Genomic DNA, 22,649 nt, shown 5'->3' on the forward strand with positions numbered 1-22,649 from the left:
TTCACAACTGCTTAGGGTGTCACTCTTAGGTGGTTAACCTCAGCCGATAAATAGGATAAAATCCCATGGCCGCATTAAGCGGCCATTTTTATTGCTAAAATCTTAGACTTAAACCCGCTCGGTTTAAGCAAGCTACAGCGAAAGCCATAGGCTTTATTCCATTCACGGCAGGAGGCTCAATGCATTGTCCATTTTGCAGCGCGACAGATACTAAAGTGATCGATTCCCGATTAGTGGCGGAAGGCCATCAAGTGCGTCGTCGCCGAGAATGCACCGAATGCCACGAAAGATTTACCACCTTCGAAGGGGCTGAATTAGTCATGCCACGGGTGATTAAACGTGATGGCACGCGCCAACCCTTCGATGAAGAAAAGCTGCAAGCAGGCATGTTACGCGCGGTCGAAAAGCGCCCCGTGTCTATGGATGAAATCGAGCAGGCCTTAAGTAAAATCAAGTCAACGCTGCGGGCTACTGGTGAGCGCGAAGTGCCATCCGAGATGATAGGTAACTTGATGATGGAACAGTTAATGAGCCTAGATAAGGTTGCCTATATTCGTTTTGCCTCGGTTTACCGCGCCTTTGAAGACGTCTCCGAATTTGGCGAGGCGATTGCGAAACTGCAAAAGTAACGTGGGTTATCTTAGGTTAGCGCTTAGGTTAGCGCCTCGTTATGCGCCGCATTCGGGCACGCTTCCTCAGGATTTCATAGGGTTTATATGAATTGGTCAGAACTCGATAACCAGATGATGAGCCGAGCCATACAATTGGCTCGCAAAGGATTTTATACCACTCGCCCCAATCCTAGTGTGGGCTGCGTTATCGTAAAAGATAATCACATTGTCGGCGAAGGTTATCATCAAAAAGCCGGCGAGCCCCACGCCGAGGTGCATGCACTGCGCATGGCAGGCGAACTTGCCCGCGGCGGGACCGCCTATGTCACCTTAGAACCTTGTAGCCATTATGGCCGCACACCGCCGTGCGCCTTGGCGCTGATCAATATTGGTGTAAAACGTGTGGTGGTCGCAGTTGAAGACCCTAATCCGCAGGTCGGTGGTCGCGGAATTCAAATGCTGCGCGATGCGGGCATTCAAGTGGATGTCGGTTTACATCGCGACGAAGCTTACGCTTTAAATCTTGGTTTTATGAAGCGCATGGAGTCGGGCCTGCCTTGGGTAACGGTAAAGCTTGCCGCGAGTCTCGATGGTAAAACCGCGCTATCCAACGGTGTCTCTAAGTGGATTACAGGCCCCGAAGCTCGCCGCGATGTGCAGCGCTTACGTTTGCGCGCCTGCGCACTGGTCACTGGGATTGAAACCGTACTGGCCGATGACCCTTCGCTCAATGTGCGCTACTCAGAGCTTAGCAGTCTTAGCTCGCAATTGAGTGAAGCGCAGATTTTACAACCGCTGCGGGTGATTTTAGACAGTCGTTGCCGCATGCCGATTACGGCGGCCTTGCTTACGATTGAATCGCCGATTTTATTAGTCTCAACTGAGCCTTACTCGCCAGCCTTTATAGCGCAGTTGCCGGCCCATGTGACTTGTCTTCAATTACCGGCGATTGATGGTCGCATCTCGCTGCCCGCACTCTTAAGCTATTTAGGCAAAAGCTGTAATCAGGTGCTTATCGAAGCGGGCGCGACCTTAGCGGGTGCCTTTATCGGCGCGGGATTAGCCGATGAGTTAGTGCTGTATCAAGCGATGAAAATCCTTGGCGCACAAGGACGTAATCTACTCGAATTACCCGATTATCAAATGATGGCCGATATTCCGACCCTCAAACTGGTCGATGAGCGTAAAGTGGGCGCGGATATGCGTTTCACCTTGCGGCTCACGTCCAATCCATCTTTAGCGAATAAGTGAGTTAACCATGTTTACTGGGATTATTGAGGCCGTAGGCACGCTGCGAAAGCTTGAACGTAAAGGCGATGATATTCGTTTGACGGTCGCCAGTGGCAAACTGGATTTAAGCGATGTGCGTTTAGGCGACAGTATCGCCACCAATGGTGTGTGTTTGACTGTGGTTCAGCAATTAGCCGATGGCTATGTGGCGGATGTGTCGGCTGAAACTGTCAGTCTCACAGGCTTTGCTAACTATAAAGTGGGCACTAAGGTTAATCTTGAAAAAGCCGTTACCCCGACAACTCGCCTCGGCGGGCATATGGTCAGCGGCCATGTGGATGGCATTGCCACCGTAGAGCAGCGTTTGGCGCGGGGTCAAGCGATTGAGTTTTGGTTAGCGGCGCCAACTGAACTGGCGCGCTATATCGCCCATAAAGGTTCTATCACCATCGATGGCGTGAGCCTCACGGTAAACGAAGTCGATGGACACCGTTTTCGTTTAACCATAGTGCCTCATACGGCGGGTGAAACCACACTGGTGGATTTGAAAGCTGGTGATAAGGTTAATATTGAAGTGGATTTAATCGCCCGCTATTTAGAGCGTTTAATGCGCTTTGACTCTAAAGAAACCCAAGGCGGTGGGGTAACCATGGAAATGTTAGCCCGTGCTGGCTTTGTGCGTTAGGGCACTGGCACTTAGCTCACTTAGGTATAGAATTTCATAACAACAGTAAAATCATAAAGGTCCTACAATGGCGCTGCACAGTATAGAAGAGATCATCGAGGATATTCGTCAAGGCAAAATGGTTATTTTGATGGATGACGAAGACAGAGAAAACGAAGGCGACCTGATTATGGCGGCCGAGCTGGTGACGCCTGAAGCGATTAACTTTATGGCGAAATACGGTCGTGGACTTATCTGCCAAACGATGACTAAGGCCCGTTGCCAGCAGTTAAACCTGCCCTTGATGGTGACTAACAACAATGCGCAGTTCTCGACTAACTTTACGGTATCGATTGAAGCGGCTGAAGGCGTAACCACCGGGATTTCGGCCCACGATCGCGCTGTGACTGTTAAAGCTGCCGTGGCTAAAGATGCCAAGGCATCGGATTTAGTACAACCTGGTCATATCTTCCCATTAATGGCGCAGGACGGCGGCGTGTTAACCCGCGCAGGTCACACTGAGGCGGGTTGTGATTTAGCCCGTTTAGCGGGGCTTGAGCCATCGGGCGTGATTGTTGAGATCCTCAATGAAGACGGCACTATGGCCCGTCGCCCTGATTTAGAGATTTTCTCTGAATTGCATGGGATTAAAATCGGCACTATTGCGGCGCTTATCGAATACCGCAACACCAAAGAAACCACTGTCGTGCGTGAAGCCAAATGTAAACTGCCAACCCGCTTTGGCGAGTTCGACATGGTGACCTTTAGGGATACTATCGACAATCAACTGCACTTTGCCTTAGTGAAGGGCGAGGTGAAGCCAGATTGTTTAGTGCGCGTACACTTACAAAATACTTTCAACGATTTACTCCACTCGGAGCGCGATCAGCAGCGTAGTTGGCCGCTTGAAAAAGCCATGGAGCGTATTTCTGCCGAAGGTGGAGTGTTGGTGCTGCTGGGCAATCAAGAGCATACCTGTGAAATTCTCTCTAAAGTCAAAGCCTTTGAAGCAGAAGATCAAGGTCAAGCGCCAGCGTCTGCAAAATGGCAAGGCACTTCGCGCCGCGTGGGTGTAGGTTCGCAAATCCTTGCCAGCCTTGGGGTAACCAAAATGCGTCTCTTAAGTTCGCCTAAGCGTTATCACTCGCTCTCTGGCTTTGGTCTTGAAGTGACTGAATACGTAGCGGAGTAACAGGCCGAGCTTGTTAGACGTTGCACTAAGGTAAAATTAATCATTTGTATAATTTGCATAGGGCTGTGGGCGATTGACTGTGGTATCATGTCGCCACTTTTCGCCCAAGCCGGGTGCTTTAGCTAAATTAGGTAAGAAAATGAACGTAGTTCAAGGTAATATCGAAGCGAAGAATGCCAAAGTTGCGATTGTAATTTCGCGTTTTAACAGCTTTTTAGTTGAGAGCCTGCTTGAAGGTGCACTTGACACGCTGAAACGTTTTGGCCAAGTCAGTGATGAAAACATCACTGTCGTCCGTGTACCTGGTGCGGTTGAGTTACCGCTGGCTGCACGTCGTGTTGCCGCAAGTGGTAAGTTTGACGGTATCATCGCACTTGGTGCTGTGATCCGTGGTGGTACCCCTCATTTTGATTTTGTTGCAGGTGAATGTAACAAAGGTCTAGCTCAAATCGCATTAGAGTTCGATCTGCCCGTTGCCTTCGGTGTATTGACGACAGATACCATTGAACAAGCCATTGAGCGTTCAGGTACTAAAGCAGGTAACAAGGGCGGCGAAGCTGCACTAAGCTTGCTTGAAATGGTCAATGTTCTGCAACAGCTAGAACAACAGTTGTAATAGTAGGAAAAATAATGAAGCCTTCTGAGCGCCGCAAGGCCCGCCGTTTAGCCGTACAAGCCATTTATTCATGGCAACTAAGCGGGAATAATATTGCCGATGTCGAGCACGAGTTTTTAACTGAACAGAGCCTCGACGGTGTTGATGTAGCTTATTTTCGTGAGCTATTTGCAGGCGTAGCAACTAAGAAAACCCAACTGGATGAGTTGTTCATTCCACACTTAGACCGCCCGATTGATGAGGTGTCGCCAGTGGAGAAGGCCATAGTTCGCTTAGCGGCCTATGAGCTGACTTTCCGTAAAGATGTGCCGTTCAAAGTCGCGATTAACGAGGCGATTGAACTGGCTAAAGCTTTCGGTGCGGATGAAAGCCATAAGTTTGTTAATGGATTACTCGACAAACTGGTTGCACGTAAGTAATAAGGACAAACGGTATCTTAGGATACCGTTTTTCATTGCTAACAAAGGTGGCCGATGTGAGTCGCGCCAAACTGTACAGTGAAAGAATTCCAACTTATTGAATGTTATTTCAATCACCGCGGCCCCACGCGCCGTGATGTCAAACTGAGTATTGGCGACGATTGCGCCCTAGTGCAGCCCGCCGAAAACAAGTCGATCGCCATCTCCTGCGATACCTTAGTCGAAAACGTTCACTTCTTCCCCGATATTCCCCCTCAAGCCTTAGGTTACAAAGCCTTAGCTGTGAATCTTTCGGATTTAGCCGCCATGGGGGCTGAACCTGCTTGGATGACGCTTGCGCTTACCTTGCCAGAGGTTAACGAAGCCTGGCTGAGTGGGTTTAGTGAGGGACTCTTCGAAGCTGCGGAATACTATGGTATTGCCCTTATTGGCGGTGATACTACCCGCGGCCCTAGAGCCATTAACATTACCGTGCATGGACAAGTACCGCAGGGTAAGGCGCTGACTCGCCACGGTGCAAAAGCGGGTGACTGGATTTATGTGACAGGTACGCTAGGCGATTCGGCATTAGGGCTGGATTTGATCCGTGGCGTGCAGCATGCGCGTGCGGAGCATAAAGAGTTCTTAATCAATCGCCATTATCGTCCGACGCCTCGAGTGTTAGCGGGTCAATCGTTACGGTCTTTGGCATCCAGTGCCATCGACTTATCCGACGGTTTTATCTCCGACATTGGCCATATCCTCAAAGCATCGCAGGTGGGTGCTGTTGTGGATGTGGGCACGATTCCGTTGTCCCGCGCGATGCAAGATACCGTGAGTGAAGAGCATGCTTTAGGTTATGCGCTAACGGGGGGCGAGGATTATGAGCTGCTCTTTACCGTGCCAGAGGCACAAAAAGGTGCTTTAGAAACGGCACTGAGCCACGCTGGGACTAAGTTTGTGCGGGTTGGGCAAATTTGCGCGGGCAGTAAACTTAAATTGCAACTCAATGGTGAGCCGTTTACGCCGCCATATCATGGTTTTGAGCATTTTTAATGAAGTTGTTATCCCAAGATCAGGCGCTGTCGCGCCTGTCTCTTAAAAATCCGATCCATTTTTTAGCTTTAGGCTTTGGCAGTGGTTTAGCGGCTAAGGCGCCCGGCACCTTTGGTACCTTAGCGGCAGTTCCGCTCTATTTGTTATTGGCGCAATTGCCCTTGAGTTGGTATTTAGCCGTGACCTTAGTATGCGTACTCGCGGGGATTTATATCTGCGATAAGGCGGCTAAGGACATGGGCGTACATGACCATGGCGCAATTGTTTGGGATGAAGTAGCAGGCCTATTAATCACTATGATTGCGGCGCCAGCCGGAGTGCTCTGGTTAGTCGTTGGTTTTGTGCTGTTTCGTCTCTTTGACATCATCAAACCTTGGCCAATCCGTTGGCTCGATGCCAAGGTCGAAGGCGGCTTTGGCATTATGATCGACGATGTATTAGCAGGCATTTTTGCGCTTATTGGTGTGCAGGCCCTGGCTGCTTTTATCCATTAACGAAAGCAGTTTTGTGTTAATTAAGCCGCCGTTAGTGAATGCTAAAGGCGGCTTTTGTTTGTGTCGGTGTTTTAATGCGGATGCCTCGGTTTGACAATAAAGAGATCGGTGCGCAGCTTGTTAATGATATTTCGCGCCGCATTACCTTTAAATGCACTCAACATGCCTTTGCGTTCGGCGCTGCCCATCACCAGCATATTGACGTTGAGCCTGCGGGCCTCATTGGCAATCGTATCTTCGGGCAAGCCTTCTTCAATGTGTAAGTTGCGAGTGCTGAGATTATGCTGCCGTGCCACCGTTGTGAGTCTTGCCTTATATTTGTCCCGTTCACAGAGTTGCTCTTGTTGCTGATGATTAAAGCTCATATAGAAGGGATCGGGCAAGTAACTGTTAATTAAGTGCAGATCATTAGATAGCAAGGTTGCAATCCGTTTACTTTCTTCTATCAGCGTTTCATTAAACTCAAGGTGACTGGTATTTTCATTGTCTAGTTCAAGGGCGGTGAGTACGTGACCATTTTCGTGCCAATCTTCAAGATCGACAAACATCACCGGAATATTAGGCAATCTCAGTAATTGCCATTCATCTGCAATTAAAAATTCACTGAAGAAAGGTGGATAGAATTTATGACTGACGATGATGAGGTCGTAATCTAACTGGCTACATTCATTGACGATAGCATTATGAATTGAATGGGAAAGGCATTCCTTTATACGGATTGGATATTGTTTGTCGGGATAGGCCAAGATAGGCTTTCGCCTGTCATCAGGCATTAACTTTGACTTATCTCTATGAAATAACAGATTAAGATTAAAATTGTGGGTTCGTTTCACTTTTAGGATAGTTAACGATGCGTGGCATTTCCTGGCCAATACGACGGACTTTTTTAGAACCGCGTTGGGGGGAACTGATTCATCCACCGCCGCGAGAATATGCTGGAAAGGCATGCTAAAACTCCTATTGACCTGAGAGGTAATTAAGTCTAGGAAAATAGGGCTCATACGGTAATATTAATTATCGCTATTAAATTTGCAATCTAGCCGATAATAATCTAACTAAAGTTAATAATTAAATTTCATGTAGTTACCTTAATCTACGATAGTGCTTTCGAATATTTTTTTATAATCATGCCTATTTATATAAAAATTTATTCATTCACCCTTCACAAAGGTGATTTTTATTATCATAGGGTATTTGGTATCGAGTATTTAGATATTGGGTTGTTTGAATATTCTAACGTATTCTAAAATTTAATATTATTTATGCTTTAGCTTGGATAATTATTCTGCACAATAAAAATGAAGGCTCTCTCAGAACCTTCATTATGTGTACATCTTTATTTACAAGATTAAGCGAATGACTACTGTAATAACTCCCGTGCATTGGCTAAGGTGTTGGTGGTAATCGTATCGCCACCGAGTAATCTGGCGAGCTCTTGGATACGTTGTTCCTTATCTAAAGGCGTCATAGTGGTTTCAGTACTTCCTGCCTTGTTGAATTTATTCACAAACATATGTTGATGACCATTACCTGCAACTTGCGGCAAGTGGGTTACACACAGTACTTGGGTCGATTCGCCAAGGCTACGCAGCATACGTCCAACCACGGCTGCAGTGGGGCCCGAGATCCCAACATCCACCTCATCGAAAATGAGTGTTGGTGTGGCAACCTTTTTCGCGGTAATGACTTGAATACCTAAGCCAATACGTGACAATTCGCCGCCTGAGGCAACCCTAGATATAGGTTGTAATGGCTGGCCAGGGTTGGTGGTGACCATAAACTCTATATTATCGCTGCCATTCATCGACATGATTTCTGGGTTGAAATTCACTTCAATGGTGAACTTACCCTTAGGCATATTGAGTTCGTGGATGGATTGAGTCACCAACTTATCCAACTCTTTCGCATAACGGGCGCGGCTCTGACTCAGCTTTTGCGCGTTAGCGAGGTAGGCCACTTTACTGGCCTCCAGTTGGCGTTGGATATCTTCTAGCTTATTTTCATCATCATCGAGTGTGGTGAGTTCGGCCCTGAGGGCGAGATGATGCTCGGCTAATTTGTCTGGGTTAACATGGTGCTTACGGGCCAGTTGCATGGCTTTAGAGAGCCTTTCCTCTAAATAGGCAAAATGCGCGGGGTCGAGTTCAAGTTTACTTAGGTAGTGCTGCAATTCGCCTGCGCTCTCTTGCACTTGAATTAGCGCTTCGTTCAGCATAGTGCTGACATTGGTTAATGCGGGATCATAGCTTTGCAAATTCTCTGCAAGGCCAACGGCTTTATTCAGTAGTGACTCGATATTGCTCTCTTCACCATCCGTGAGCAAAAACAGGCTGGCTTGGCAGCTATCGACCAATTCGGTGCCGTTTGCGAGACGTTTGTGTTCCTGTTCAATCTCTTCAAATTCACCGACCTTGAGATCAAACTCATCTAACTCTTCAACTTGATATTGCACCAGTTGTTTACGGGCGATACGTTCCTGCTGTGAGGCTTCTAATTGTTTGAGTTCGGCTTCAATTTGTTTACAGCGCTGATAGCTTGCCGCTACTGTGTCTATCAGTAGTCTGTGATTGGCGTAGCTATCGAGTAAGGTGAGCTGGTGTTCACTCTTTAACATTGCATGGTGGGCGTGCTGGCCATGAATCCCCACAAGCAATTGTCCCAGTAATTTCAGTTGAGTTAACGGCACAGGATTGCCATTGATATAGGCGCGTGAGCGGCCATCACTGCCAATGGTTCGACGCAGAATACACTCATCATCGAGTTCGAGATCGTTATCTTCGAGCCAGCGTTTTGCCAGAGGCACATCCTCGAGTGAAAATCGGGCACTGACTTCGGTTTTGCTCGCGCCAGGGCGAACACTGCTGGCATCGGCACGGTTGCCTAGGCACAAACCTAGCGCGTCGATGGCAATGGATTTCCCCGCGCCAGTCTCACCGGTAATGCTGGTCATACCGGGGCGAAAGTCCAGTTCAAGGAAACGTACGATAGCGAAATTGTTGATGCTGAGTTGGCAAAGCATAGTGAGTTCCTGTCGAAAAACTTACCAAATCACTGTATTGATAAACAGTATATACTGAATTTATATACAGTAAAGTGGCTTTGGGTGAATATTCGACATGTCGCTATATTGTAAAATCTAATTATTTGTTTATGAATAGGTTTTAACGAGTTGCTCCAGAATGGGTAAGCTGAAAAAGGTCACTATAGTGCCAAAGAGTATCCCTTGAGCACTGCTGGAGGCTTGAGTGTTATAGCGTTGAGCCAACAGATAGACACTTGCCGCAGTGGGTAAGGCGCTGAGGATGACGCCCATAACGAGATAGTCGCCCGTGACACCCACGCCTTTTAACATGAAGTAAACCAAGGCGGGTTGCAGGATAAGTTTAAACAGGTTGATCAGGCTCAGTTCGATAAAGTTTGTCAGGCTAAAGACCTTGCTATCTTTTTGATAGCGCATAGCTTTAGCCAACACCATGCCGACGGCAAAGAGGGCACAGGGACTGGAGGTATTGCCTATCTGCTGGATCATCATTGCCAAGCCTGAGGGGAGAGTTATCCCTAATGCCGAGATGGCCACGCCAATAAAACAACCAATCACAATTGGGTTTTTCACCACGGCTAACAGCATGATCACTGCGGCGTGATGTTGTCGCTGTTTATTGGTGGCGAGCTCCAGCGAAACCAAGGCTACGGCAAACATGAGTACGGACAATAAACTGGCAATCGCAGCGGCAACTAAGGCGCTTTGTTGCTGGGGAAATAAGATGATAAGGAGTGGAATACCAATAAATGCGGTATTACCAAAAGTGGCATTTAAGGCGCGCACGGCGGCAATTGCATGTTGTTTAGGATTAACCAGCAGGGAGATGCCGATACAAACGAGGTAAATCAGCAGCATGGCTGCGCTGTACCCAGCGATAAATCCCCACTGTAGGATCTCTTCAATGGGCTGCTGCGCCAGTGCTATCAACAGGATGGCAGGGAACGCAATATAGTAAACATATTGATTGAGTACTTGGTCTGTTTCTACTGGGAGAAAGCGCAGTTTTTGCACCAATGTGCCCAGTAGCATGATCCCGAAGACGGCAAACAGAGGGGTTAAAATGTTCATGACCCTCACTCATCCTTTTGTGTTGCTTATCCCGCGAGATAGCCTTAGTGATGCTTGATTTCATTCAAGCCGCCAAGGTGAGGTCGGTTGGGATGTTATTTCAGCGAATTGACGATAATCGGCGCTAGCGCAGTAAATCTGTTAGCAAAATAGCATAGCATTCCCCCTAGAGGCTATTGCGCTATGGTCGTAGAAGTGAATAATTCTACGTTTAAAACACAATGAGTTAGTGCATAGTCTGAACAGAAGCACTCACATAAACGATTGGGATAGAAAATGGCTGATGATATAGGCGCCGAGCTGCAGTTAATTTATCTGTTTGTGCATTTAGTGAATGCGGGGAGTTTTTCCCAAGCGGCTAAAGAGCTCGATATGCCCATCGCCACTGTGAGCCGTAAGCTGGCCAAACTTGAGGAGAAGCTCGATAAGCAATTGTTTATGCGTAGCACTCGTAAGCTGCGGTTAACCGAAGAAGGCCTAGCATTATTCCAACGCTACCAGAGCGTCATTGCCCAATTTGATGAACTCAGCGGTGTCGGCAGTGATAAACCCGAAGGGACATTGCGAATAGCGGCGCCGATTTCGATTATTTCTATCATCTTTATCCGTGCATTGAACGAGTTTGGGCGTTTATATCCCGATATTCGCCTGCATATTTCCCAAAGCAATGAGTTGGTGGATTTAATTGATAAAGGAATCGATGTGGCGATTGTGGGCGGTGCCCAGCCCGATTCCTCTTGGGTGTCGAGCACCTTAGGCGAGCTTGATTACCGCCTATTTGCGACGCCGGAATATTTAGCCTCGGCGCCTAAGTTAACCCATCCCGATGATCTTGAAGCCCATCAGTTAATTAAAGTGTGGCCACTGTTTAACTGGCACTTAAAACACCCGAATGGCGAGTCGTTTTATTTTAATGGCCCGACAAAGCTCACGCTCACGGATCTGCACGGTGCGATTCAGGCGACTCTCGATCATGGCGGCATTCTCTATGGCCCTGAATTATTTGTTAAACAGCAGATTAAAGAGGGACAGTTAAAAGTACTCTTGCCCGAATGGATAGGTGAGCAGCGCAGAATATCGATTCTGTATCACCAGCGGAGTCAGCAGCCGCTAAAGGTAAAAGTATTTATAGAGTTTATGCAGTCTAAGGCGCCCGAGCTGTTTTCGATGATTTAAGCTCGTTAGCGTTTGCGGGGTTTTAGCGGATTTTTACTCATGGAGTTTTGGGTCTGCTTCGCCTCTTGCAGGCTAGCGCGGGTGGCGGGCACTATCCCCAGTTCAAGGTAGTAATTGACTAAACGGCGCAGTTCAAACAGAGAACCAATACGGCTTTGCTGGCCTATGGTGAGTTTCCAGGTATCGGTGCGACCTTCGCTATTGGTTAAGATAAATCCTTGGTAAACGAGTTTTTTCATATTGAATGGATGCTTGGCTTAATCCTATCCCTCGCAGTGTTATCCGTTGGCTAATACCAATCACATTAAATATCTAATCAGTTCAGAGCCTCACAAGCATCTCAATCCAAGGCGCATTGACGAAGAAATGGTTATTCCCTTTTAAGTCAATGTAACACGGGAGTGGGATGCCTGTGAGGCTCCCGAAGGGCGGGGTTGAACGGGCTTTATACTGCGTTTAAGGCTTTCGACAGAGCGCCACTATGCCTTCAAGCCTTCGCCTTTTCTAAAGCCCGTTTAACTCCCGCTGAATGAACAGATATTTAATACGATTGGTATAAGATGCTACCTAATAGTGAACCACTCTTAGGTAGCAGGTCTCACTTACGCGACGCTAATACCGATATTCGAGACACCCGCTTCGATAATCTCTTTGCGTAAACCTTTCACTAACTCGGCGGTGATCTTAGGATTTTCTTCGATGATTTCCAGCAGCGTATTTTGCAGTTCGCGCTCTTCTTCCATCACTTCATGGGCGAAGACATAGTCATCTAAGGCATCATCGGTTAAATCCACATCGCTGATGGTCTCAATGTAGTTCGCTACAGTGCTTGAGGATAACTTGCTGATATTGGTGATATCTTCTTCAAGATCGGTTTGAATCGCACCGAGTAACGTAGACAGAGCAACTACGGCATCCATCGCTGGGTATACGCCATAGTTATCAAAATCGGCGGGTTCAGGGGTGTTATCTTCTAAGCGCTGTAGATGCACATCAATGTTGAATTTCAGCTTGTTGTCGTACTGGGATTGCCAAAGAAGATCGAGCACAGTGCTTAATACCGCAGGATCGCCAAACTCGCAAACCTCTGAAAACAATTGATAGTTAGGTAACATTCGTTGGCAAAGGGCAATGGCAAAGAGTTTTTTCTGTGGTAGTTCTAGCGCCTTTAAACGCTTAAAGAAGCCCGTTTTTTTGGTCATCTGTTATTTCCGCTGATAGCTGTGATAGCACTTGTTTTGCCGCCGATTCTACCTTAGTTAGCTCATCAAGTAACTCTAGTATTTCCGGTTCGAGATCTTCGACACGAGCATCCCGTTTCAATGCCGATTCAATCTCTTGGCATAATCGCTGTGTGGTTGGCACCCCACAATAGCAACTGGCACCATGGAGTTTATGGATAGTGGTGAGCATAGTCGCTTGATCGTTCTGATTCAGCGCCGTCTCAATTGCTGAGACCGTTTGTGGCAAGGAATCCAATAACATGCGCAACATATCTAAGGCTAAATCCGACTTATGGTTGGCTTGGGTTAAGCAGAGATCCCAGTTGAGGGTGTGTAAATCGAAGTGGGTGAACTTGGGCCGAGTGATCCAGCGGTTTATCTCCGCTTTGAGGGCGGCTTCGTCGATAGGTTTAGGCAAGTAACCATCCATGCCGCTGCCTAAAATCAGCTCTCGTTCCTCGGCAATCGCGTGGGCGGTCACGGCAATAATGGGCGTGTTGCGGTTCATCGACCCTTGGCGGATTTGCTTAGTGGCGCTGATGCCGTCGGTGCCCGGCATCTGGATATCCATAAAGATAAGGTCAAAGGTGCGGCTCTTAGCCTGCTTCACGGCTTCTTCACCACTGTTAACGGCGATGACGGTCGTCACTAACTCGTTAAGCAGGGTATCAATCAATTTTAAATTGGCAAAGTTATCATCCACCGCCAACACAGTAAGGGACTGGCGCGCGGCGGGGACGGTAATCGCCACGGGAGGTAAAATATCGTATTCCATTGGTGGATAGAGCATATTACGCGCCAATTGGTGTTCACTTACTGGCTGTGACAACACCACATCGGCATTGGGGCGAATAAATTGGCTTAGTACTTCCTGCTCTTGGCAATCGAACAGCACGATCAAGCAATCTGTTTTACTCTTAGCTTGATTTAGGGTACTGACCAATTGATTCGGATTGCTAAATCCATGGCAACTCAACAGCACATAATCGAACTGATGCTCAGTGGTCGAGAGCGTCGTCAGCAAGCTTGGTATGTGTTGATGGTGAGTGACCTTAGTATCCCACTGTTTTAGCTGACGACTAATCACCGAATGGGTGAGTACTCTGGGCTCATAAAACAGCACGGTTTTATCTTTAAGTTTTTCAAAGGGCAGCGAATCTCCAATCTGGAATTGACCTAGGCCTAATGGCAGGGTGAACCAGAAGTTAGAGCCCTTATCCACCGAAGAGGTGAAGCCAATTTGGCCGCCCATTTGGTTGACGAGGCGCTTAGTGATGACCAGCCCCAGCCCTGTGCCGCCAAAGCGGCGAGAAATCGAGGAGTCTGCTTGGCCAAAGGCTTGGAACAGGAAGTCCTGTTGGTTTTCATCAATCCCAATGCCGGTATCAATCACATCACAGCGCAGCACCACTTGATCATCGGTCTGGTTTTGTAACTCTAACTTGACCAACACGCTGCCCGAATCGGTAAACTTGATGGCATTGCCCACTAAGTTATTGATAATTTGGCAAACACGCATCGCATCGCCGTTAACATTGTCGGGGACATTGGGTGCAATATCGACCACTAACTCCAGCCCTTTGGCCTGCGCGCTACCGGAGATTAAAGTGATTGTCTCACCTAAGGTTTCCCTTAGGCCGAATGGCATGTTTTCTAACACCATTTTGCCGGCTTCGAGTTTAGAGAAGTCGAGAATATCGTTGATAATCGCCAGCAGGTTAGTCGCGCTGCGCTCGATGGTATTAATGTAATCGACTTGGCTTGAGTGCAGCGGGGTTTTAACGAGCTGACGGGCAAAGCCTATCACGCCGTTTAATGGTGTGCGCAGCTCGTGGGACATGTTCGCCAAGAATTCTGACTTAATGCGGCTGGCCTCCAGCGCGCGTTTTTTGGCTAAGTCGAGCTCGACGTTTTGGATCTCAATCTGCTCTAAGGTTTCCCGTAGATCCGAAGTTGCCTGATCGATATTTTGCTGCATTTCATCGTGATATTCCGATAGCGAGCCCGCCATGGCGTTAATACCGCGTTTAAGCAAATCCAGCTCACCGATAAGATTGCCCTCGAGTCTTGCATCGAGTTTACCCTCACGGATTTTGGCGACCACTCGCACCATTTCGGTAATCGGCTGGGTGACGTTTTTAACCAGACGAAAGGTAAACAACAGGTTTAATTGCACCCCAATCAAGACGATAATAAAGGCGGCCACGGCGGCCCTGTGTTGTTCGAGCAGCGCGCGTTCTTTATTGATAATCACCGAAATATAGCCAAGCAGCTCGCCATTATCGGTTTGGATATCAAAATTGACGGGTGCCCCCGCCGCAGGTGGTGCGGTGGCAAAAATCGGTGTGCGTAGGATAAGGCTGTCGCCCACGTGTTCAATTTCGGTTTTGTGCAGATTGGTCAGCGCCTCTTTATAGCGCATGATTTCGAAATCTTTGTGGTAATGCGATGTGACAAACAGTTGATTTTGAATGTCAAAAATAGCGATAGATTTAACGAGCGTGGATTTATTCAGTTGGGCTGCGGCAAGGAGCCGTTTCGTCGCTTCCCTGTCATTGCCCACGAGTCCCACTTCACTGGCAATCGCTAAAGGTTCGATAATATTGCTGCCCTGTTCAATCAGCGTCTCTTCGAGTTCATAGAAGCGATTTATGGTAAAGTAGCTGCCCAGCAGAATACCGACTAAGATCGTCGGCGCAAGCGCAAGCACCAGAACCCAGGAACGTAAGCTGTATTTGGTCATGTTGTTGACAGGGTTCATAGCCGCAGCGCAGTTTCCTAAGTTCTAGGGACGATATAATTTTATAAGACTGCCAGAAAAAGGGCGGTCTTTACCAGTTTTTTATTGATTTAGAGGCCGAAATGGCACAATTTTTTAAAGCAAAACCAAATAGTTCCAAGCAATTGTCTGCGAAGCAATCCTTTAGCGTGCACCAGCTGGATCATCTAGGGGCAGGTATAGCACAACATCAGGGAAAAGTCGTATTTATCCCCGGGGCCTTGCCCAGTGAAACCGTGCAGGCGCAGCTGACCGAACAAAAGAAAAACTATGCCCGAGCCAAGCTAATTAAAGTCGAGACACCGAGCACTGAGCGAGTCACGCCGCTATGCCCACATTACCAAAGCTGTGGCGGCTGCGATTTACAGCATATGTCATTAGCTGGGCAGCGCGAGCATAAGTCAGCGGCCTTGGTTGATATTATGGCCAAATTTGCTGGCGCCGAAGGTAACTCAGTGCCAGCATTGACGGGTGAGGGGTGGCACTATCGTCGCCGTGCCCGCCTTGCGACCCTATTTGATAAAAATACCAAGCAGTTGAGCCTAGGGTTTCGCGCCTCAAGCAGCAACCAAGTGGTGCCTATTGAGACCTGTTTAGTCTTGGCGAAACCCTTAGCGGATTTAATTGCCCCATTTGCTAAGTTGCTTAATCAACTGACGGCCAAATCGAGCCTTGGGCATGTAGAATTGATTGATGCCGACAACGGCCATTTTGCGGTAATTCGGATCACTAAATCCTTAAACGATAAGGATATGGCAAAGCTTGCGCAGTTTGCTGAGCTGCATCAAATCCATATTTGTTTGCAAGACAACAACGGCGAGTTCCATGGGGTGAATGGCACGTTGTTATTGCCCGTTTACCAGTTGCTCGATGATAACGCCGATGCAAAGCCTGTAAGCCTCACCTTTACTCCTGGTAACTTTGTGCAAGTGAATGCGCAAATTAACAAGGCCATGGTGGCGCAGGCGTTAGACTGGTTAGCACCACAGCCGGGTGAGCGAATTCTCGATCTCTTCTGCGGTATGGGAAACTTCAGTTTGCCTTTAGCTAAACTGGGCGCTGAAGTGATTGGGGTTGAAGGGGTGCCAGAAATGGTCAGCCAAGCCCGTGAAAACGCCGCGGCAAATGGCTTAAGCAATTTAACCTTTTACCATGGCGACTTAAGCGCCGATTTATCCTGCGAGCCTTGGATGGGCAAGATTGATAAGTTGCTACTCGATCCTGCCCGCGCGGGGGCGTTCGAGAGTTTGCAATGGCTTAAGAAGATGAAACCCCGCCAAGTGGTGTATGTCTCTTGTAATCCGGCGAGCTTGGCCCGCGACAGTGCTGTGTTGCTCGAGCGTGGTTACAAGTTACAAAAGTTAGGTTTAATCGATATGTTCCCGCAGACACATCATATCGAAGCCATGGCCTTGTTTGAGCTTGCAAAATAAGGCTTATCGATTGGGCAAGGTTTCCTCACTTGCCCGCGTTATTCGAGTGTAAAGTAAGCAAAGCGTTTGAATAACGTAAAAAATGTGAAGTTTCGTCTCGTTGGGTTTGACAAGTCCGTGCCAATGCTGAAGATAGGAGTGCCGAGGTGGTGCCACTTTTCTTTGAGCACGAATAAGGAAATAAATTAGATGGTCTCTGTTCGCGAAGCGCACTTTAATGATCCCGATTTTCATCTTGAAGATTGGGTGGCTCGCTATGTCAGTCATGTCGAGGAGGCGCAAACCTTACTCACCCTGATTGCACAGGTGGAAGCCTTACCCGCTAAGAGTCCTGCCGCGAAAAGAGAACTGCTCGAACGTGCCCGCGAGATGATTGAAATCCTCGCGCCATTGAACATGGATATCGAGACGCTGCAAGCGGCTATCCTGTTTGTGGTGTTTGATGCGGGCCTATTAAACGAAGAGGCGATCAAAGAAAAGTTTGGCGAGTCTCTCGCGCGGTTAGTCGCCAGCGTTGTCACCATGGATGCCATTGGTGCGTTAAAAATCAACCCCAATAGCCGCTCAACCGAGCCGCAAATCGATAATATCCGCCGCATGTTGCTGGCGATGGTCGAAGACGTACGCGCCGTGGTGATCAAACTGGCCGAGCGTGTTTGTTTGCTGCGCGCCGTGAAAAATGCCGACGAAGAAACCCGCGTCTTGCTGGCCCGCGAAATTGCCGACATCTATGCGCCGCTCGCTAACCGTTTGGGGATTGGTCAGTTAAAGTGGGAATTAGAAGATATTTCCTTCCGTTATCTGCATCCAGATACCTACAAGGACATTGCGAAACAGTTAGACGGTAAGCGGTTAGACCGCGAAGTCTATATCGAAAAATTTGTCGAGCAGTTGCAGCAGCGCCTCGATGAGGATCATATCCGCGCTAAGGTGTATGGTCGTCCAAAACATATCTACAGCATCTGGCGCAAGATGAAGGGCAAACACCTCAAGTTTGATGAGTTGTTTGACGTGCGCGCCGTACGGATTGTCACCGAACGTTTGCAGGACTGCTACGGCGCCTTAGGGGTCGTGCACACTCTTTGGCACCATATCCCGCGCGAGTTCGACGACTACGTGGCCAACCCTAAACCTAACGGTTATCAATCGATTCATACCGTAGTGGTGGGGCCTGAAGGTAAAACCGTTGAAATTCAAATTCGTACCCAAGATATGCATGAAGATGCAGAGCTGGGGGTTGCTGCACACTGGAAATATAAAGAAGGTAATCACTCCGGCAAACAGAGCGGCTACGAAGAAAAAATCAATTGGCTGCGTAAAATTCTGCAATGGCAGGAAGACGTGGTCGAAAGCGGCAACTTGGTCGAAGAAGTCCGCAGCCAAGTATTTGAAGACAGAGTCTATGTCTTTACCCCGAGCGGTGAAGTCGTTGACTTGCCACTGGGTTCAACTGTGCTCGACTTTGCCTACTATATTCACTCGCAGGTTGGCCATAAGTGTATCGGCGCTAAGGTCGATGGCCGCATTGTGCCGTTTACTTATCAGGTTGAAACGGGCGAGCGCATTGAAATTATCACCTCGAAGCATCCTAATCCTAAACGCGATTGGCTTAATCCAAACTTAGGCTATATCCGCACATCGCGGGCGCGCTCGAAAATTCAGCATTGGTTTAAGCAGCAGGACCGCGATAAAAACATTATCGCCGGTAAAGAAATGCTCGAAGCCGAGCTGGCGCGAGTCAGCCTTAAAATCAAAGATGCCGCCATCGCCGTTGAGCGCTTTAATATGGCGAGTATGGACGACTTGCTTGCCGCTATCGGCGGCGGTGATGTGCGTTTACATCAGGTCGTAAACCATATCCAAAGTAAGTTGCGCCTCGATGAGGCGAGCGAAGAAGATGCGGTTGAAGAATTAGTTAAGAAGAGCCAACCCAAATCTGGCACCAATAGCCGTGGTCAGGTTGAGGTGAATGGCGTGGGTAACTTACTCAGCCATATCGCCCGTTGCTGCCAGCCCGTGCCTGGGGATGAAATTTTAGGCTTTATCACCAAAGGGCGCGGTATTTCGGTGCATCGCTCCGACTGTGAACAGGTAAAAGAGTTAATGCGCGTTCACCCAGAGCGTGGCGTCGATGTGGTTTGGGGCGAGAACTATTCAGGTGGTTATCGCATGCGCCTGCGCGTCTTAGCCCATGATCGCAGCGGATTATTGCGGGATCTCACCTCGGTACTCGCCGCCGAAAAGTCCAATGTACTCGCCATGAGCTCCTCATCGGATATTAAGAATCAAACGGCAGCCATAGAGCTGGAATTAGAGCTTTATAATCTTGATGGCTTATCGCGGGTGTTATCTAAGCTCTCCCAAGTCGATAGCGTGATAGAAGCACGCAGATTGTAACTTTCGGCTCTGTGATTATGCGTTGTAAAAAGCGGTAGGGCATAAAGCGCTACCGCTTTTTTGTTTTCAGCCCTAAACCATCTTCTTCAGAAGGTGATTTCTTTACTTAATAAATAATACATCCATGTATTCGCTCATGGTTTCGCCACGTGAGTTTATCTCCATCATACAAAAAAGTACTTCTGACGTAGCGATTAATTAGATGATAAATGTGCGTTTATTGGCACCTACTATAAGTATTCTTCTATCAGAGATCATCACCCGCTCTAAAATAGAAAAAGTGAAGGAAATCTGAAGACTAGTATGAACAGGGCTCGAACCACAAAAGATATGGCCGCACCTAATAATCACTGAACTGTAATCAGAATTATTCTCGTGCGTCTTTTAAATATGAACTATGCTTTTTTTGATTGGTTAAAAGGCGAACTAATTCCTTATTATTCGTCAATACCTATCAATTGTTTTCTATCTCATACCTCTCGTGTATACCCAATAGCTCGTTAAGGAGTGACGATGAAATTTAAAAATTTCAAACAGTTGTCTGTGAGTTTTTTGGCTTTTGTCATACTGGCAGCCTGCGGCTCTGATGACTCCGATGAAATGCCAACGGTAACCGTTGCGAGTTCTGTTGCGCTTAAAGAAAACCGAAGCGTCGATATTATTTCGGTCGGCCAGGACGATGGCAGCTCGCTCAGCTATCTATGGACTCAAGAATCTGGCCCCACGTTAACGCTGGCCAACATCACCAGCGCCATCGTTGGTGTGACCGCACCGATCGTTGATGCTGATGGGACCGCAGTGCTTCGGGTCACTGTTACTGACAGCGCCAATCAAACTGCCAGTGCCACGGTTTCGGTGCTGGTGGCCAACAATAAGTTACCCACGGTTACAGCCGTCTTTGAAGGTGTTGTTGAAAAGTCGGCCGTGACCTTAACAGCCTCAGCGACTGATCCGGATGGTAGTATCAGCTCATATCTTTGGACCCAAACCTCTGGCTCCCCGGTAACTCTGGCCGGTGAAACCACGGCTTCCTTAAGTTTTACGGCGCCAAGTGTTTCGGTTGATACTGACCTAGGCTTCAGTCTGATGGTTACTGACGATGATGATGAATCCGCCTCAGTAGTCGGAACTGTCATCGTTACCCCAGTCATGGTGACTTATACCGTCACAGGGAATGTTACTGACGCAGCCTTTGCTAGCTCCGAGGTCAGCGGCACCGTGGCTGGTACCAGTTTTAGCACCACAACTGACAGCAATGGTGCTTTTAGCCTGCCACTTAAAGCTGACGATGATGAAACCAATCTGTTTACCAATCTCATTGTTAAATCAGCCAGCACTGCCGGTTTGGAGTATTACAAGTTTGTCCCCCAGCTGACAGCGGATCCGGTACAGGCGGCTGCGGTAGGCAAAGTGACCTCCAGAATTCAGGTTTCGCCAACTGATACCAAGGCAGAAACTCTGGCCGATGAGGTCGCCAATACTGTGTCTATCAATGCAGTTTCAACCGCTTTGTATTCGCTGATAGTCTCAGCTAACAATGGTGAGGTTCCAGCTGATTTAGACCAATTCACTCTGGTTGAAAAATCAGTCAGTCCGGATGAGTTGATAGAGGCCGCCGCTGTGGTGAAACTGATTACACAGGGGGGCTCGTTTGCCTTGCCGGAAGGGGTCAGTAATGTGCTGGAGTTGCTGACCAATACCGAAGCATACAACAGCTACGTGACAGCGGCCGAAACCGCCACGCCAGGTATTATTAGTGCGACCGTCGACGATATCATCGCTGATCCTGAACTGACCCCCCCGATTGCGCCAGACAGTCTCGCCAGCACCTACTATGAAGTGTATCCAGCGGCGGCAGGCTTTTTGTCCCGCGGCGGTGGCCGATTTGAATTCCACCAGAACGGCAGCGGGATTGAAACAACTGGTCGTGTAGAGAAGTTCAGCTGGGCACTCACCGATGGCACCTTAACCCTCACCTATTCCGATCCTATTGGCTCCTACAGTTATCCCGCCGTTGAGGAGGGCGTTGCCGGATTAACCATGGCGCAGGTTAACCAGCTGCATAATGCAGGAGTCAACCAGGTGGAGGTGCTGCGTAAACCGCAAAGCACCACTATGAAACGGGTAATCGAAGGCGAGAAAACTGACACCTTCCGTATTGTCGCATCGGTAAAAGAAACCATGACGCCGGTGACGTTGGATGGCGGTGTGGTGATTTCGACCAGTGGAAAGTTGAATGAGTCCACCACCGATCAGCTGATGCGCAATGGCGATAAACTGAGTGAACTTAAACTCACCGCCGACGAGGTAGTCAGCGACTGGATTATCGAACATTATTACTACTTTGGTGAGCCAGGACTCGGTTACTCTGATATGTTTGCCGACTTGTTTGAGGTTAGTGCTGATGGCACAGGTATAGCTAGGGTACTGGAGCGGCCTTTCACCTGGAGCATTAATGAGCATGGCACCTTTATTGCCCGATTTGAAGATGGCAGTAGCGTGCATATCAGCAAGCTCGACCAGTCAGGCAGCGATATACAGGTATTCAGTGAGTCCTACGATGCAGAGGGTAACTTACTTGCCGCAGATACAGACTATGCATTGGAGCTTGAAAACGGTGTGATTGGGACCTTTGACTTGACCAACGCAGAGGGCAAGTACTGGAATACCACTATCAATCAATGGCATAAATCGGCCTGGGATAACGGTAATTTGTTATGGGATAACGGTTTCGCCTATTTTGGTTGGCAGTTCAATGCCAATGGTGAAGGATATCAGTTGGGCAGTTTCCAATCCTCACCACCTGATTTTGCGCCCATATTTAACACTCCCATTAATTGGATAGTAGATACCGAATCGGATGATGTGGCATTCCAGTCAATTTACCGCTGGAAGTGTGGTGATGTGACCACCGAGGCATGCGCTCGCCGTGATTGGTATGTGCTTAAAGAATTGGAGTTTGGCGTTTTGGGCCCACGTATTTATGTATTTGAATTTGAAGAACGCAGAAATGACAGCCAGTCGCCTTGGTATGTTGCCCGCGGTTTGGGCCCCAGACTCAATATCTATGAAGAAATAGCCTTTGATTACTGGAACCAAGCAGCACCAGCTGCATCCAGTCGAGGTATACAGGCCAGCAGGCCTTATGGTGCAGGCGTCACTGGTGTTGCCCGTTTGGTGTTGGAACCAAGCCAAACCCCGGCACTTGGATTTTAGTATTTGGTGCCCAGGTGACTTGTGTAAAGTTGCCATATAGCTATTTGGGGTGT

General features: G+C 48.2%; 18 protein-coding genes. 12 read left to right on the forward strand and 6 right to left on the reverse strand.

Translation table 11 applies throughout. The annotated features are described in order from the left end of the window. Positions 1–179 precede the first annotated feature (179 nt). From nrdR to K0H60_RS05875, 8 genes are all read left to right on the forward strand, one after another. Positions 180–629: a transcriptional regulator NrdR gene (gene nrdR / locus K0H60_RS05840; RefSeq protein ID WP_011073317.1), complete on the forward strand. Its 450-nt coding sequence runs from the start codon at positions 180–182 to the stop codon at positions 627–629. 87 nt (positions 630–716) lie between these two features. After that, positions 717–1,862, forward strand: coding sequence for a bifunctional diaminohydroxyphosphoribosylaminopyrimidine deaminase/5-amino-6-(5-phosphoribosylamino)uracil reductase RibD (ribD, locus tag K0H60_RS05845; RefSeq protein ID WP_220057562.1), 1,146 nt, complete (start codon positions 717–719; stop codon positions 1,860–1,862). Positions 1,863–1,869: 7 nt separating this feature from the next. Continuing rightward, the gene (locus K0H60_RS05850) at positions 1,870–2,526 is read left to right on the forward strand and encodes a riboflavin synthase (protein WP_220057563.1); all 657 of its coding nucleotides are present in this window, start codon (positions 1,870–1,872) and stop codon (positions 2,524–2,526) included. A gap of 67 nt (positions 2,527–2,593) precedes the next feature. Next, positions 2,594–3,697, forward strand: a complete 1,104-nt coding sequence (gene ribBA / locus K0H60_RS05855; RefSeq protein WP_011716202.1) for a bifunctional 3,4-dihydroxy-2-butanone-4-phosphate synthase/GTP cyclohydrolase II — start codon at positions 2,594–2,596, stop codon at positions 3,695–3,697. Between the two features lie 139 nt (positions 3,698–3,836). Further along, the gene (ribH, locus tag K0H60_RS05860) at positions 3,837–4,313 is read left to right on the forward strand and encodes a 6,7-dimethyl-8-ribityllumazine synthase (RefSeq protein ID WP_011073313.1); all 477 of its coding nucleotides are present in this window, start codon (positions 3,837–3,839) and stop codon (positions 4,311–4,313) included. A gap of 14 nt (positions 4,314–4,327) precedes the next feature. Continuing rightward, on the forward strand, positions 4,328–4,732 hold the full coding sequence (nusB, locus tag K0H60_RS05865; protein ID WP_011621889.1) for a transcription antitermination factor NusB: 405 nt from the start codon (positions 4,328–4,330) through the stop codon (positions 4,730–4,732). Between the two features lie 78 nt (positions 4,733–4,810). Further along, complete coding sequence (gene thiL / locus K0H60_RS05870) at positions 4,811–5,767, forward strand: thiamine-phosphate kinase (protein WP_011716204.1); 957 nt, start codon at positions 4,811–4,813, stop codon at positions 5,765–5,767. Further along, positions 5,767–6,261, forward strand: a complete 495-nt coding sequence (locus K0H60_RS05875) for a phosphatidylglycerophosphatase A family protein (protein WP_220057564.1) — start codon at positions 5,767–5,769, stop codon at positions 6,259–6,261. The genes thiL and K0H60_RS05875 overlap by 1 nt, the downstream gene beginning before the upstream one ends. 71 nt (positions 6,262–6,332) lie before the next feature. Here the strand turns inward: K0H60_RS05875 and K0H60_RS05880 are convergent, their stop codons facing one another. From K0H60_RS05880 to K0H60_RS05890, 3 genes are all read right to left on the reverse strand, one after another. Continuing rightward, positions 6,333–7,208 (reverse strand): universal stress protein, encoded by an 876-nt coding sequence (locus K0H60_RS05880; protein ID WP_220057565.1) that lies wholly within the window; start codon positions 7,206–7,208, stop codon positions 6,333–6,335. A gap of 413 nt (positions 7,209–7,621) precedes the next feature. Next, positions 7,622–9,280, reverse strand: a complete 1,659-nt coding sequence (gene recN, locus K0H60_RS05885; protein ID WP_220057566.1) for a DNA repair protein RecN — start codon at positions 9,278–9,280, stop codon at positions 7,622–7,624. Between the two features lie 129 nt (positions 9,281–9,409). Next, a complete protein-coding gene (locus tag K0H60_RS05890; RefSeq protein WP_220057567.1) occupies positions 9,410–10,372 on the reverse strand; it encodes an AEC family transporter in 963 nt (320 codons plus the stop codon). Positions 10,373–10,648: 276 nt separating this feature from the next. Between K0H60_RS05890 and lldR the strand changes: the two genes are divergently transcribed. Then, entirely contained in the window at positions 10,649–11,548 is a 900-nt protein-coding gene (lldR, locus tag K0H60_RS05895) for a LysR family transcriptional regulator LldR (RefSeq protein ID WP_088210817.1), read from the forward strand. A 5-nt stretch (positions 11,549–11,553) separates the two neighbouring features. Here the strand turns inward: lldR and K0H60_RS05900 are convergent, their stop codons facing one another. The 3 genes from K0H60_RS05900 to barA form a co-directional block, all read right to left on the reverse strand. Continuing rightward, positions 11,554–11,787: a DUF3319 domain-containing protein gene (locus K0H60_RS05900; protein ID WP_011625558.1), complete on the reverse strand. Its 234-nt coding sequence runs from the start codon at positions 11,785–11,787 to the stop codon at positions 11,554–11,556. 363 nt (positions 11,788–12,150) lie between these two features. Further along, positions 12,151–12,750: a YjaG family protein gene (locus tag K0H60_RS05905; RefSeq protein WP_011716210.1), complete on the reverse strand. Its 600-nt coding sequence runs from the start codon at positions 12,748–12,750 to the stop codon at positions 12,151–12,153. Continuing rightward, positions 12,725–15,532, reverse strand: a complete 2,808-nt coding sequence (gene barA, locus K0H60_RS05910) for a two-component sensor histidine kinase BarA (RefSeq protein WP_220057568.1) — start codon at positions 15,530–15,532, stop codon at positions 12,725–12,727. The genes K0H60_RS05905 and barA overlap by 26 nt, the downstream gene beginning before the upstream one ends. Positions 15,533–15,633: 101 nt before the next feature. Here barA and rlmD point away from each other — a divergent pair, with 101 nt between their 5' ends. From rlmD to K0H60_RS05925, 3 genes are all read left to right on the forward strand, one after another. After that, positions 15,634–16,983 carry a 23S rRNA (uracil(1939)-C(5))-methyltransferase RlmD gene (rlmD, locus tag K0H60_RS05915; protein WP_220057569.1) on the forward strand — a complete coding sequence of 450 codons (1,350 nt, stop codon included), beginning with the start codon at positions 15,634–15,636 and terminating at the stop codon, positions 16,981–16,983. 189 nt (positions 16,984–17,172) lie between these two features. Continuing rightward, entirely contained in the window at positions 17,173–19,380 is a 2,208-nt protein-coding gene (gene relA, locus K0H60_RS05920) for a GTP diphosphokinase (protein WP_011621900.1), read from the forward strand. Positions 19,381–19,893: 513 nt separating this feature from the next. Beyond that, entirely contained in the window at positions 19,894–22,596 is a 2,703-nt protein-coding gene (locus tag K0H60_RS05925; RefSeq protein ID WP_220057570.1) for a PKD domain-containing protein, read from the forward strand. The last annotated feature ends 53 nt before the right edge of the window (positions 22,597–22,649 follow it).

Source organism: Shewanella mangrovisoli (genome assembly GCF_019457635.1).
Lineage (GTDB): Bacteria > Pseudomonadota > Gammaproteobacteria > Enterobacterales > Shewanellaceae > Shewanella > Shewanella mangrovisoli.